The sequence below is a fragment of the Ruegeria sp. H6 genome (assembly GCF_056532975.1).
This window is the reverse complement of record NZ_JBQFOA010000002.1, coordinates 514,171-527,128: the sequence shown is the minus strand read 5'-3', so window position 1 is coordinate 527,128 and position 12,958 is coordinate 514,171. Positions and strand designations below refer to the sequence as shown.

At 59.0% G+C, this 12,958-nt stretch carries 13 protein-coding genes; 7 read left to right on the top strand and 6 right to left on the bottom strand.

Translation table 11 applies throughout. The features are described from left to right. Positions 1–27: 27 nt before the first annotated feature. The 4 genes from groL (at position 28) to ACR0AG_RS07300 (ending at position 4,722) form a co-directional block, all read left to right on the top strand. Entirely contained in the window at positions 28–1,671 is a 1,644-nt protein-coding gene (gene groL, locus ACR0AG_RS07315) for a chaperonin GroEL (protein WP_480837614.1), read from the top strand. Between the two features lie 248 nt (positions 1,672–1,919). After that, positions 1,920–2,762, top strand: a complete 843-nt coding sequence (locus ACR0AG_RS07310) for a DMT family transporter (RefSeq protein ID WP_480837613.1) — start codon at positions 1,920–1,922, stop codon at positions 2,760–2,762. Positions 2,763–2,800: 38 nt separating this feature from the next. Beyond that, entirely contained in the window at positions 2,801–3,574 is a 774-nt protein-coding gene (locus tag ACR0AG_RS07305; RefSeq protein WP_480837612.1) for an alpha/beta hydrolase, read from the top strand. Then, positions 3,571–4,722 (top strand): alpha-D-ribose 1-methylphosphonate 5-triphosphate diphosphatase, encoded by a 1,152-nt coding sequence (locus ACR0AG_RS07300; protein ID WP_480837611.1) that lies wholly within the window; start codon positions 3,571–3,573, stop codon positions 4,720–4,722. Before ACR0AG_RS07305 ends, ACR0AG_RS07300 begins: the two co-directional genes overlap by 4 nt. 62 nt (positions 4,723–4,784) lie before the next feature. On the opposite strand, the gene ACR0AG_RS07295 is transcribed toward ACR0AG_RS07300, so the two are convergent. The 4 genes from ACR0AG_RS07295 to ACR0AG_RS07280 all read right to left on the bottom strand — a co-directional run bounded on the left by ACR0AG_RS07295 (position 4,785) and on the right by ACR0AG_RS07280 (position 7,394). Next, entirely contained in the window at positions 4,785–5,852 is a 1,068-nt protein-coding gene (locus ACR0AG_RS07295; protein ID WP_480837610.1) for a 5-(carboxyamino)imidazole ribonucleotide synthase, read from the bottom strand. A 2-nt stretch (positions 5,853–5,854) separates the two neighbouring features. Then, positions 5,855–6,610: an NAD(P)-binding domain-containing protein gene (locus ACR0AG_RS07290; RefSeq protein ID WP_480837609.1), complete on the bottom strand. Its 756-nt coding sequence runs from the start codon at positions 6,608–6,610 to the stop codon at positions 5,855–5,857. Further along, positions 6,607–7,092 carry a 5-(carboxyamino)imidazole ribonucleotide mutase gene (gene purE / locus ACR0AG_RS07285; RefSeq protein ID WP_480837608.1) on the bottom strand — a complete coding sequence of 162 codons (486 nt, stop codon included), beginning with the start codon at positions 7,090–7,092 and terminating at the stop codon, positions 6,607–6,609. Before purE ends, ACR0AG_RS07290 begins: the two co-directional genes overlap by 4 nt. Positions 7,093–7,169: 77 nt before the next feature. Next, a complete protein-coding gene (locus ACR0AG_RS07280; protein ID WP_170570986.1) occupies positions 7,170–7,394 on the bottom strand; it encodes a DUF465 domain-containing protein in 225 nt (74 codons plus the stop codon). Positions 7,395–7,557: 163 nt separating this feature from the next. Between ACR0AG_RS07280 and ACR0AG_RS07275 the strand changes: the two genes are divergently transcribed. The 3 genes from ACR0AG_RS07275 (at position 7,558) to ACR0AG_RS07265 (ending at position 9,171) form a co-directional block, all read left to right on the top strand. Next, positions 7,558–7,971 carry an Hsp20 family protein gene (locus tag ACR0AG_RS07275; RefSeq protein ID WP_480837607.1) on the top strand — a complete coding sequence of 138 codons (414 nt, stop codon included), beginning with the start codon at positions 7,558–7,560 and terminating at the stop codon, positions 7,969–7,971. A 5-nt stretch (positions 7,972–7,976) separates the two neighbouring features. After that, positions 7,977–8,201: a DUF1150 family protein gene (locus ACR0AG_RS07270; RefSeq protein WP_480837606.1), complete on the top strand. Its 225-nt coding sequence runs from the start codon at positions 7,977–7,979 to the stop codon at positions 8,199–8,201. Between the two features lie 91 nt (positions 8,202–8,292). Continuing rightward, positions 8,293–9,171, top strand: coding sequence for a PhzF family phenazine biosynthesis protein (locus tag ACR0AG_RS07265; protein ID WP_480837605.1), 879 nt, complete (start codon positions 8,293–8,295; stop codon positions 9,169–9,171). A 71-nt stretch (positions 9,172–9,242) separates the two neighbouring features. Here ACR0AG_RS07265 and ACR0AG_RS07260 read toward each other — a convergent pair whose 3' ends face one another. Both ACR0AG_RS07260 and ACR0AG_RS07255 read right to left on the bottom strand, forming a co-directional pair. Beyond that, positions 9,243–10,961 carry a bifunctional sulfate adenylyltransferase/adenylylsulfate kinase gene (locus ACR0AG_RS07260; protein ID WP_480837604.1) on the bottom strand — a complete coding sequence of 573 codons (1,719 nt, stop codon included), beginning with the start codon at positions 10,959–10,961 and terminating at the stop codon, positions 9,243–9,245. Between the two features lie 200 nt (positions 10,962–11,161). Next, positions 11,162–12,847: an adenylate/guanylate cyclase domain-containing protein gene (locus ACR0AG_RS07255; protein WP_480837603.1), complete on the bottom strand. Its 1,686-nt coding sequence runs from the start codon at positions 12,845–12,847 to the stop codon at positions 11,162–11,164. Positions 12,848–12,958: the final 111 nt, after the last annotated feature.

The window sequence follows — 12,958 nt, the reverse complement described above, 5'->3', positions numbered from 1 at the left end:
CAATACATTTTCTCAAGGAGAAACGACATGGCTGCAAAGGACGTCAAGTTCGACACCGATGCCCGCAACCGTATGCTGTCAGGCGTTAATGTTCTGGCCGACGCGGTTAAAGTGACCCTGGGCCCCAAAGGCCGCAACGTGGTTCTGGACAAATCCTTCGGCGCACCGCGCATCACCAAAGACGGTGTTTCGGTTGCCAAGGAAATCGAACTGGAAGACAAGTTCGAAAACATGGGCGCGCAGATGGTGAAAGAAGTCGCCAGCCGCACCAATGACGAAGCCGGTGACGGCACCACCACCGCAACCGTTCTGGCGCAAGCCATCGTTCGCGAAGGCCTGAAGCAGGTTGCAGCGGGTCTGAACCCGATGGACCTGAAGCGCGGCATCGATCTGGCAACTGCCAAGGTTGTTGAAGGCATCAAGTCGGCTTCGCGCGAAGTCAAAGACTCGGCCGAAGTCGCTCAGGTTGGCACCATCTCGGCCAACGGCGAAGCCGAAATCGGCCAGCAGATCGCAGACGCGATGCAGAAGGTTGGCAACGAAGGCGTTATCACCGTCGAAGAAAACAAAGGTCTGGAAACCGAGACCGATGTTGTCGAAGGTATGCAGTTCGACCGTGGCTACCTGTCGCCTTACTTCGTCACCAACGCAGACAAGATGATTGCAGAGCTCGACGACTGCATGATCCTGCTGCACGAAAAGAAACTGTCCTCGCTGCAGCCGATGGTTCCGCTGCTGGAGCAGGTGATCCAGTCGCAGAAACCGCTGCTGATCATTGCCGAAGACGTTGAAGGCGAAGCGCTGGCGACCCTCGTGGTCAACAAACTGCGCGGCGGCCTGAAAATTGCTGCTGTCAAAGCACCTGGCTTCGGCGATCGCCGCAAAGCCATGCTGCAGGACATCGCAATCCTGACCGGTGGTCAGGTGATCAGCGAAGATCTGGGCATGAAGCTCGAGTCCGTCACCATGGACATGCTGGGCACCGCCAAGAAAATCGAAATCACCAAAGACGAAACCACCATCGTCGACGGTGCTGGCGAGAAAGCCGAGATCGAAGCACGTGTTGCTCAGATCCGCACTCAAATCGAAGAAACTTCGTCGGATTACGATCGTGAGAAGCTGCAAGAGCGCGTTGCCAAACTGGCAGGCGGTGTTGCCGTGATCCGCGTCGGCGGCATGACCGAAGTTGAAGTGAAAGAGCGTAAGGACCGTGTGGACGATGCTCTGAACGCAACGCGCGCTGCTGTGCAGGAAGGCGTTGTTGTGGGCGGTGGTGTTGCTCTGGTTCAGGCCGGTAAAGCACTGGAATCGCTGGAAGGCGCAAACGCTGACCAGAATGCCGGTATCAACATCGTTCGCAAAGCTATCGAAGCGCCGCTGCGCCAGATCGCTGAGAACGCAGGTGTTGACGGTGCGGTTGTAGCGGGCAAGGTCCGTGAATCGTCCGACGCAGCGTTTGGCTTCAACGCGCAGACCGAAGAATATGGCGACATGTTCTCGTTCGGCGTGATCGACCCGGCCAAAGTTGTCCGTACCGCTCTGGAAGACGCGGCATCGGTTGCTGGCCTGCTGGTCACCACCGAAGCCATGGTCGCCGACAAGCCCGCCAAGGAAGGCGCGGCACCTGCTGGCGGCATGCCCGACATGGGCGGCATGGGCGGCATGATGTAAGCACGTCGAATTCGCCCTGGCGAATTCTGACGACCCCGATCGGCATTTGGCCAATAAGGTCAAAAATGCCGACAGGGACGCCACACAGCAAAAAGATAGGGTCGCCTTCGGGCGGCCCTGTTTCGTTTTGGAATGTCCGCTGCGCGGCCATGCCTCCGGCGGAGGTATTTTTGAACAAAAGAAGGATGGCCAATTTGCCTGCGGGAAAGTGAGTGTGCAATCCGGTCTGAAACAGGTATGCGGTTGATATGCGACTGATATTACTCACCACCCTGACCATGTGCGCTTTTGCGGCAAACTCTATTTTGACCCGTCTGGCCGTTGAAAGCGGGACGAGCGATCCGGTTGGGTTTGCCGTGGTGCGCGTCTTGTCGGGCGCTCTGATCCTGTCACTGCTCGTTCTGGGGCAGGGGGGACAATTGCCGCTGATGAACACAAGGCGAGTGATCGGGGCAGGGTCGCTGTTCGTTTACATGATCGGGTTTTCGCTGGCCTATATTTCGCTCGATGCAGGCTTGGGCGCATTGATCCTGTTCGGTATCGTGCAGGTTACGATGTTTGCCGTGACAGCCCTTTCAGGGGCAAAGCCAACCGCACGGCAACTTGCCGGGGCGGCGATCGCATTGGCAGGGCTTGCCTATGTTCTGTGGCCGTCTGGTGCTGTTGTGGTTGATGCGAAAGGTGCAATCCTCATGATCGCCGCCGGTATTGGTTGGGCCGCATATTCACTGGCCGGCCGGTCCGAGCCGGATGCTTTGTCGGGAACAGCAGCGAATTTCGTTGTGGCTTTGCCTTTGACGGTCGCATCCGTGTTTGTGGTCGGCGCTGATTGGCAGATGACCGGCATGGGCTATGTGCTGGCGGCAGTGTCTGGCGCGGCCACTTCCGGATTGGGTTACGCGCTGTGGTATCGCGTCTTGCCGCAACTTGCTCCCGCTATTGCCGCTGTCGTGCAATTGAGCGTGCCAATCATCGCCATTTTTGCGGGTGCGGTCTTGTTGGGCGAACAGGTGTCCGTTGGATTGCTGATCGGAACAGCCCTGGTCTTGGGCGGGATCGCGCTGGCGGTGGTGCGGTTGCCGCGGGGCTAGGGCTTCCCTAAGCGCGCCATTGCCCTTATCTGGCAGGCATGAGAATTCTTGTCGCCTTGTTTTTGATGTTTGTGCCCGTTGTGGCAAACGCGAAATGCGTAATCCTGTTGCACGGGCTCGCCAGGACAGAGGCGTCCTTTTCTGTCATGGAGCAACTGTTCAAGGCGCATGACTACAAAGTTGTGCGCCCGGGATACCCTTCGACCGACCTGCCGATTGCGGACCTAGCCGATCAAACCCTACCCGGCGCCTTTGCTGCCTGTGGCAGTGATCAGGCCAATGTGGTGACCCATTCGATGGGCGGCATTCTTCTGCGCTACTGGCTGCAGGATAACAAACCCGAAAATCTGGGCCGCGTGGTGATGTTGGGCCCTCCGAACCAGGGCAGCCAATTGGTCGATGAACTGGGCGATTGGGAGGTTTTTGGCCTGTTGCACGGTCCCGCCGGGCTGGCACTTGGAACCGGCCCCGAAGGCGTGCCGCGTCGCTTGCCCCCGGTCGATTTCGAATTGGGTGTGATTGCCGGTCAGAACTCGCTGAACCTGATATTCTCTTCGATGATCGACGGGCCGGATGACGGCAAGGTCTCGGTCGAGAGCACACGGGTTCAGGGGATGGCCGACCACATCGTGCTGCCGGTGACCCACACCTTCATGATGAACAATCCGCGCGTTATGGCGCAGGCGCTACACTTTATCGAGTTTGGCGCGTTTGACCCCGAAATCACGTGGATCGACGGCGTGATGGACGTCATTGACGAGATTTGTATCGGGCAGGATTGTTCTGAACCCGTTTCGGAGCCCACCAGATGACATCACTTGAATTGACGTTCACCGGTGCAGATGTCCTCTTGCCGGATCAAGGCGTTGCGCGCGCGGATCTGACAATCGGCGGCGGTCAAGTCCAACCCACGCCGACTTCCCGAAAGGTCGACCTGACGGGCTACCTTATTCTGCCGGGCATAGTGGATTTGCACGGTGACGGGTTCGAACGCCATATTGCGCCGCGCCGTGGCGCGATGAAGCAAATGGCCGAAGGCATTCTCTCGGTCGAGGCAGAACTGGCCGCTAACGGTATTACCACAGCCGTTCTGGCCCAGTTTCACAGTTGGGAAGGGGGCGTGCGCAGCCCGGAATTTGCCGCGCAGGTGTTTCAGGCCATCGCAGCGGTCAAAGACGATGTCGTGACCGATCTGATCCCCCAGTTGCGGTTTGAGACGCATATGCTGGATGACTATGCCGATCTGCCGGCGCGGATCGCCGATTGGCAGGTGCCTTACGTCGTGTTCAATGACCACCTGCCTCATGATCGTCTGGCCGAAGGGCGCAAACCACCGCGTCTGACGGGGCAGGCGTTGAAGGCCGGTCGTAACCCGGAACAGCACTTTCAGATGCTGCTGTCTATGCACGAACGAGGCGACGATGTACCGGCGGCATTGGACGATCTGTGTGCGAAACTGACCGAAACAGCGGTTCGTCTGGGCAGCCATGACGATGGGACCGCACAGTGCCGCGCGGACTGGCGCGCGCGCGGCGCCGTGATCTCGGAATTTCCTGAAACGGTGGATGCCGCGCAAGCCGCACGGGATGGCGGAGATCACATCATCCTGGGCTCGCCCAACGTGGTCCGGGGCGGGTCGCACAAAGGCAACGCCAGCGCGCTGGACCTGATTGCGATGGGGCTGTGCGATGCTCTGGCCTCTGACTATCACTACCCCAGCCCCCGACGCGCAGCGTTGATGCTGGCGCGTTCCTGCCTGCTGGATCTGGCAGGTGCATGGGCGCTTATCTCCAGCGGACCGGCGCGTGTTCTGGGTCTGTCGGATCGCGGCCACCTGACTCCGGGAAAACGTGCCGACATCGTGATACTGAACGCTGACACCCATCGTGTGTCCGCAACCCTGGCGCAGGGTCGCATAAGCTATATGTCAGGGGACATCGCCGCTCGGTTTGTCACCTGATCGACACTTCATCTTTTCCCAAATACTCCCGCCGGAGGCATCGCACGCCAGTGCGATCCCGGTCAGCGTATGATCCGGTTGAAATGCCCCATTTTGCGGCCCGCCTTGACCTCGGCCTTGCCATAGAGGTGCAATGCAACATCCCGTTCGGTGGCAAGAGCAGGCACACGGTCCATATCTGTCCCGATCAGGTTCTCCATGACGACATCGCTGTGCCGCTGGCCATCCCCCAGGGGCCAACCGGCAACCGCACGGATATGCTGTTCGAACTGATCCACGGCACATCCGTTCTGGGTCCAGTGCCCCGAGTTATGCACGCGCGGCGCAATTTCGTTCACGATCAGATCCTCGGGCGTCACGAACAGCTCAACCCCCATGACACCGACATAGTCCAGCGCGTTGAGGATATTGGCGGCCAGTAATACCGCATCCGTTCGTTGCGTTGGTGAAAGGCGGGCAGGAATGGTCGTTGTGTGCAGGATGCCGTCCCGATGCACATTCTCGCCGGGGTCGAAACAGGCGACCTGCCCATCCAGCCCGCGCGCGGCGATGACCGAAACCTCATGCGAGAAGTTTACAAAGCCCTCAAGAATGGATGGAGCACCGGCCATATCTTTCAGCGCCTCTTCGGCATCCTCAGCGGTTTTCAACCGCGCCTGCCCCTTGCCGTCATAGCCGAACCGCCGCGTCTTCAGGATTGCAGGTGTTCCGATTTCATCGATCGCTGCCTGCAGGCTTTGCAGATCGGTGATGTCAGCGAAAGGGGCCGTTTTCAGGCCCAGGCTGTGCAGAAAAGTCTTTTCGGTCAGCCGATCCTGGCTGACCCGCAAGGCCTCGCGCCCCGGGCGGATGGGGCGGTGTGCCTCCAACACATCCAGCGCTTGGGTCGGTATGTTTTCAAACTCGTAAGTGATGGCATCGACAGATGCGGCAAAAGACTGCAACGCATCGGCATCGTCATAGCCTGCGGTTGTCACCCGGTCTGCGACTTGTCCCGCCGGAGGGTTTGCACCCGGCTCGTAAATATGGCTGACAAAGCCCAGCCGTGCCGCCGCGACCGAGAGCATCCGGCCAAGCTGTCCACCGCCCAAAATCCCGATCGTTGCGCCGGGGGCGAGCTTCTCTGCCATCATCAATTCTCCAACCTTTTGCCTATCGAGGTGAGCGCATCGTTCAACGCGTCATGGGCACCGCCGCGCTGCAAGGTTTGTGTCATTTGCAGGCTCAAGGTGCCTTCGGTGGCCAGCGCATCCCGTTCTTCCGCCAGACGACCGGCCCCACCTTGTTCCATGGCGGCAAGAAACCCGGACATCAGCTGGGTTACATAAAACTCTGCCCCATCTGCATCGCCAGTCTCATGCGCTAGCCATTCAGCCCCGCTTGTCATGAGGTCGAGCAGGCCCGGAACCATGGCGCAGATCGCGAAATGCGCGTTCAACGCGGCCTCGGTCTCGACCTTCACCACCGGGTTTTCCGGCTCAAACAGGTCGGCCAGCAGGCGATCATTGCCATAGGCCGCCATCGGGCATCCGCCGGTCTGCAAAAATCCCAGCGGGATGGTCTGGACGAAATCCGCCGCCGGGGCACAGAGAGATGCAAGCTGTTCCGCCGACACACCCGCCATGACCGAGACGATTTTCTGTTCGTCGCGGAACCGCAACGGGGTCAAAACCTCGACCGCGACCTGAGGGCGGAGGCACAGAAACACGATGTCCGATGCATCGATCACGGTCTGAGGATCGCCAACCGTAGCTCCAAGCTCTTGTTTCAGCTTGGCCGAGACCTGAGCGTTCCGTTCTGTCACGCTTATCTGGTGACCTTTCGCGGCCATCAAACGCGCAATCGGGGCTGCGATGTGGCCGGTCCCGAGAAACCCGACCCGGCTCATCCCTGAGGTTCCTCGGGGATAGACACGGACAGTGCATCGCGCCACGCGTCCAACCGTTCGGCCAATGCCGGGTCCTGAAGCGCCAGAATGCCAGCGGCCATGAGCCCGGCATTGGCACCACCAGCCGACCCGATGGCCATGGTCGCGACCGGGAACCCTTTGGGCATCTGGACAATGGAATAGAGCGAATCCACGCCGGATAAGGCCCGCGTCTGAACAGGTACGCCAATCACCGGCACCCGCGTTTTTGATGCCATCATCCCTGGCAGGTGCGCGGCACCACCAGCACCAGCGATGATGACCTGCAGGCCACGGGACACGGCGGTTTTGCCGTAATCCCAAAGACGATCCGGCGTGCGATGGGCCGAGACAATGCGTTTTTCGTAAGCAATACCCAATTCATCCAGAATATCGGCGGCCTCTTTCATCGTGGGCCAGTCCGACTGGCTGCCCATGATGATCCCCACATTCACATCGCTCATCCGCTTTTATCCCCGCCCTAAGGAAAGAGCGCGCACTATAGCCAAATCCGATTGGCTGGCAATGCGTCAGACGGCCATCAAGCAATGATATCAGGGGTCAGTCGGTCTTCGATGATGCGGATGATGTCCTTGAGACGCAGTTTTTCCTTTTTCAACCGTTTCAGCGTCAACTGATCGGCTGTCCCGCGGTCATGCAGCGCCTCGATCGCTTCGTCCAGATCACGGTGCTGGCGGCGAAAAACCTCCAGCTCGACCCGCAGAACATCGTCGGTTTTCATGGAAAGGTCGGTGGGCGCGTTCATTGGCGACTCGGCTGATTAGTGGTGCTTGACACACAAGATAGTGTGTCAGGCTTTATCCGACCAGACCTTGTGGACATCCCGACATAATCCCATATTCTATCGTACACGGTTGCCAGAATGGGGCCGAAACAGACGTCGCTTTGACAAAAAAGGACGAAAATACGTGTCGAAACTTACCTTGGGCTCTTACCCGCATCTTTTGGGGTTCGAGCAGTTGGAACGTCTTCTGGAACGGTCTGCAAAGGCCGGTAACGAAGGGTATCCACCTTACAATATCGAACAGACCTCGGACTTTTCCTATCGCATCACCCTGGCTGTGGCCGGTTTTGCAGAAGAGGATCTGTCGATCACAATCGAGGATCGCCAATTGGTGATCCTAGGTCGGCAACGCGACGATAGCGAGGGGCGCATATTCCTGCATCGCGGCATCGCGGCACGCCAGTTTCAGCGCATGTTCGTGCTGGCCGATGGCGTCGAAGTGGGCGAAGCGATCATGGAAAACGGTCTGCTGCATGTGGACCTGACCCGGGCGGTTCCCGAAACCGTGGTGCAAACGATCAACATAAGAAAGGGGTAAGAGCAATGAATACACCGATTGAACTGAACACCGAAGGCGACGGCATCGTCTATGTGAAGACAGTTGATGTGGCCGATCTGCCCCGCGATCTGCGCGATCAGGCGGGTGATCTGGACCAGCTTTACGCGGTGCACGATTCCGATGGGCAGCAACTGGCGCTGGTCGCCGATCGCAAGCTGGCCTTTGTGCTGGCCCGCGAACATGACCTGTCCCCGGTGGCTGTGCATTAGCGCAGGCTAAGCGCTCTGCCGAAATGGCGTGACATTGGATGCGTTGCCGGTGAAACATGCGGCGACGCTTTTTTTTTGTTGGAGTGCGCTTATGGGTCGGTTTGAATTCGATTGGGTCGATGCATTCACCGACCGCGCATTCGGTGGCAACGGCTGCGCGGTTGTTCATGGCGGGGCGGGATTGTCGCAGGAAACCTGTATGTCTTACGTGCGCGAAACCTCATTGGTGGAGTGCACGTTTACAGGCCCCTCCGACGTGGCCGATGTCCGGGTCCGGTATTTTCTGGCAAGCCGGGAAATTCCTTTTGCCGGTCACCCCACAATCGCGACCGTTGCCGCCATGCGATCACGCGGCATGGTCAAAGGCGATGAGCTAAGCCTGGAAACCGGGGCCGGTATCGTTGCCATCCGACTGGACGGGGACGAGATCGAGATGACTCAGGTCGCACCGCAATTTGGTGAGTATGTGCCCACTGATCTGGTTGCCGCAACCGTCGGTTTGCCCGAGGACGCGATAGTTTCGCCACCGCAATTCGTGTCTACCGGACTGCCATTTTGTATTACGGTCTTGCGCGATCACGACGCTTTGCGGGCGGCCCGCCTCGTTGAAGGTCCGCTGCGCAAGGTGGCCGAGAAAGCCGGGTTCTCCGGCTCGGACATGGCCGAGCCGTTTCTTGTGACGTTGCAAGGTGCGACAGAGGCAGGAGACACGTTCTCGCGCCTCTTGTTGGCGCCGCCCAGCCCGCCCGAAGATCCCTTTACCGGGTCCGCCACGGGTGCGATGGCGGCCTATCTTTGGAAACATGGTCTGATGGACAAGGACACGTTCGTTGCGCAACAAGGCCACGATATGGGGCGCCCGGGGCAGGCCACGGTCACGCGGGTCGGGCCGGTTGATGCAATGACCGGTATCAAGGTTGCAGGGCAGGGATATGTATTGATGCGCGGTCAGGTCGATCTGCCGGGCTGACACCAGCCCATACTGAGGAACAAAAAGGCCCCTGGAATTCCGGGGGCCTTTGTTATTGGATCAATCTTTGATCAGGAGCCTGCAATCAGGCCCATGCTTTCCAGTTTCAGCAGCACCTGATGGGCACAGTTGTCGACCTCGACATTCTCGGTCTCGACGCTCAGTTCGGGGTTCTGAGGCACATCATAAGGGTCCGAGATGCCGGTGAACTCTTTGATCTTGCCTTCGCGTGCCAGCTTATACAGGCCCTTACGGTCGCGGCGTTCGCATTCCTCGATGCTGGTGGCGACGTGTACCTCGCAGAAGGCACCGAATTGCTCGATCTCTTCACGAACGGCGCGGCGGGTCGTGGCATATGGGGCGATAGGCGCACAGATCGCAATACCACCATTCTTGGTAATCTCGCTGGCAACATAACCGATGCGGCGGATGTTCAGGTCGCGATGTTCTTTCGAGAATCCCAATTCGGACGACAGGTTCTTACGAACAATATCACCATCCAGCAGCGTCACCGGACGGCCCCCCATCTCCATCAGCTTAACCATAAGCGCGTTGGCGATGGTGGACTTGCCCGAGCCGGAGAAGCCGGTGAAGAACACGGTAAAGCCCTGCTGGCTGCGCGGCGGTTTGGTCTTACGCAGTTCGGCCACAACTTCGGGAAAGCTGAACCATTCGGGGATTTCCAGGCCCTCGGCCAGACGGCGGCGCAGTTCTGTGCCCGAAATGTTCAGGATCGTGACGTTGTCCTTGTCGGCGATTTCATCGTTGGGCTCGTACTGAGCGCGTTCCTGCACATAGACCATGTGCTTGAAGTCGACCATTTCGACGCCGATTTCGTCCTGAAACTGACGGAACAGGTCTTGCGCGTCATAGGGGCCGTAGAAGTCTTTACCCTGGCTGTTCTTACCCGGGCCGGCGTGGTCGCGGCCGACGATGAAGTGGGTGCAACCGTGGTTGGCACGGATCAAACCATGCCAGACGGCCTCACGCGGGCCAGCCATCCGCATGGCCAGGTTCAGCAGGCTCATCGAGGTGGTCGAGGCCGGGTATTTGTCCAGCACCGCCTCATAGCAGCGCACGCGCGTGAAATGGTCCACGTCGCCGGGTTTGGTCATGCCGACAACCGGGTGGATCAGCAGGTTGGCCTGCGCTTCCTTGGCGGCGCGGAAGGTCAATTCCTGATGCGCGCGGTGCAGCGGGTTGCGGGTCTGGAACGCCACGATGCGGCGCCAGCCCAGTTTGCGGAAATAGGCGCGCAGCTCGTTCGGGGTGTCGCGTCGGGCGCGGAAATCATAGTGAACGGGTTGCTGGATGCCGACCACAGGGCCGCCCAGATACACCTTGCCTGCGACGTTGTGCAGGTAGTTCACTGCCGGGTGTGCATCGTCATCCGCGCCAAAGACCTTCTCGGCCTCATGCGCCTTGTTTGGGGTCCAGCGGTCGGTCACGGTCATGGTGCCCAGGATCACGCCTTCCTGGTCGCGCAGGGCGATGTCCTGACCCAGCTCGATAGTGTCGGCAAAGTCCTCGCTGACATCCAGCGTGATCGGCATCGGCCAAAGCGTACCGTCGGCCAGACGCATGTTGTCGACGACGTTGTTGTAATCCGCCTCGGTCAAAAAACCCTTGAGCGGGTTAAAACCACCGTTCATCAGCAGCTCAAGATCGCAAATCTGACGCGGGCTTAGGTCCCAGCTGGTCAGGTCCGCAGCTTCGACCTTAAGTTTTTGCGCGGATTCGTAGGAAACAAATAGCTCCGGGATCGGAGTCAGGTTGCTCAACATCGTCATATCAATTCTCTTGTCGTCGCGTTTTGGCGCATGTTTCATTGTGGATTTGCGAGGCATTTGCCGCGCTATCCGGCCAATGTCCATAGAGATGCCCAAACAAAGGAAGAAATGCGCGGTTTTTGCCTGTTTCGGAAAGATGTTCCGACCTTTTGCCGGGCTTTGGACCAGTTTTTCGTTTCACGCGCGAATTCTTCGGGTGTTTAAGCCGTCTGTTCCAAAGGCTGCAAAAACTGTTCCAGATCCGCAGCACGTTTGACGGGCAAAGCGGGAACCGGATCCGCTACGCCGCGCAACTGAAAATCGCGCATGCCGTCAGGATGGCTGTCCAGGCCCGCGGCGCGCAGGACGTTTGCGGAGACCAGCAACTCGGCGCTCAGCGCTTTGGTCTCGCCCTCCAGCCTGCTGGCAACATTGACTGCATCACCGATGATCGTGCGGGGCGCGTGTTTGGCCGCCCCAATCTCACCCAGGACCAGATCGCCCAGGTGCAGCCCCATGCCGATGCGGATCTCCTTGCTGCCCTCGGCTGCAAGACGCTGATTGAACCGCTCAAGTGCGCGTCCAATATCCGCAGCCGCTTCTAGCCCCGCGCGGGCCGAGCTGGCCTCGTCAGAGGTTTCGAACATCGCCAGCAACCCGTCGCCCATATATTTGTCCACGATGCCCCCATGGGACAGGATCGACGGCACGATCGCATCGAAAAAGCGGTTCAACAGAAAGACGATGTCATAAGGCAGTTGTCCGGCTGTGCGAGCGGTAAAGCCGCGCATGTCCAAAAACAGCACCGCCAATTGCCGTTCCTGCCCGTGGCTGGCGTGGGCGCGGTCGCGCCCGCCATCCGGACGAAACACGCGAAACACGGTCAGCGGATCGCTTGGCCGCAATTGACAGGCCAGCCGGGTGCCTTCGGCGGCCCCAACGGCGCTCAGGCTGCGGGCTTCGACGTCACTGGGTGGTGGCAGCTTTTCTGCACCGTCCTCAACGATCACGCGGCATGTGGTGCAGCGGCCCTTGCCACCGCAAAGCGCGGTATGAGGGATGCCGTTGGCTTGCGACATCTCAAGCAAAGTCATGCCCTTTTCCGACACAACCTCGGGCCCGTTGACATAGCGAACACGAACGGAATGCCTGCGCCGCCAGAGCTTGCGCCCGACATAGATCAGGCCCGCAAGCACCAGCAAAGCCACAAAGATGGTTCGCGAATTACCGGTCACTCCGAAGAGGGCCTGAAACTCTTCCGTCGAGGGCCAGTTATAATGCTCGATATACTGCTCGCGCAGGAAAGGATCGGCGAAATCGGTCCAGATGCGGCGCCCTTCGGTCAACACTCCGGCCAGGGCAAAGCCCGGCACAAATACCGCAAACCCGATGAGGTAGGGTACCAACTGGTGCCACCATCTGGTGATACGCAGCCACATGTGCAGCCCGATACAGCCATGGATCCAGACGACCAGCAACAGCAGGCTTTGCAACCAGATCGCCGTGCTGGGCCACATCAAGATGATGATATAGCCCATCTCGTCATTGACGCCGAAAACCTCATGCGCATAGCGGGTGTGGACGATATGCGCGATCAGCTGTAATGGGATCAGAAGCCCCAATATCACCTGCAGGGCCATGCTGAACGGCATGCGCAGCGTTCGCCGCTGCGCCAGAGAAATGATGGCCAGCCCGGCATGAACGAACAATGCGAAATACAGGATCACGCTGCCGATGCCATGGCGCGTTACTGCATTTCGCCCGTCCTGCATTCCATGCAGAAGATCGGTGTGAAACAGGCCCAGCCCGATATTGATGAAGTGGAAAAATGCAAAGACAAACAGCACAAGGCCGCTTGCGATCCTAAGCCGCGTCACCCATCCGCCGCGCCAAAGCAAACTACTCAATCAGATCATCCATCTGCTGCATTGCATTGAATGACTGTGGTCTGCCTGCAGGCAGGGGTCAAGTGACCCTTGCCCGAGGGTGAAAACCGTCCGTGATCGGATGTCATGACG

Coding starts and splice junctions, on each gene's coding strand:
- ACR0AG_RS07270 (WP_480837606.1), top strand. CDS start 7,977: ATGAATACACCGATTGAACTGAACACCGAAGGCGACGGCATCGTCTAT.
- ACR0AG_RS07300 (WP_480837611.1), top strand. CDS start 3,571: ATGACATCACTTGAATTGACGTTCACCGGTGCAGATGTCCTCTTGCCG.
- ACR0AG_RS07295 (WP_480837610.1), bottom strand. CDS start 5,852: ATGGCAGAGAAGCTCGCCCCCGGCGCAACGATCGGGATTTTGGGCGGT.
- ACR0AG_RS07265 (WP_480837605.1), top strand. CDS start 8,293: ATGGGTCGGTTTGAATTCGATTGGGTCGATGCATTCACCGACCGCGCA.
- ACR0AG_RS07280 (WP_170570986.1), bottom strand. CDS start 7,394: ATGAACGCGCCCACCGACCTTTCCATGAAAACCGACGATGTTCTGCGG.
- ACR0AG_RS07260 (WP_480837604.1), bottom strand. CDS start 10,961: ATGACGATGTTGAGCAACCTGACTCCGATCCCGGAGCTATTTGTTTCC.
- ACR0AG_RS07310 (WP_480837613.1), top strand. CDS start 1,920: ATGCGACTGATATTACTCACCACCCTGACCATGTGCGCTTTTGCGGCA.
- ACR0AG_RS07305 (WP_480837612.1), top strand. CDS start 2,801: ATGAGAATTCTTGTCGCCTTGTTTTTGATGTTTGTGCCCGTTGTGGCA.
- ACR0AG_RS07290 (WP_480837609.1), bottom strand. CDS start 6,610: ATGAGCCGGGTCGGGTTTCTCGGGACCGGCCACATCGCAGCCCCGATT.
- groL (WP_480837614.1), top strand. CDS start 28: ATGGCTGCAAAGGACGTCAAGTTCGACACCGATGCCCGCAACCGTATG.
- purE (WP_480837608.1), bottom strand. CDS start 7,092: ATGAGCGATGTGAATGTGGGGATCATCATGGGCAGCCAGTCGGACTGG.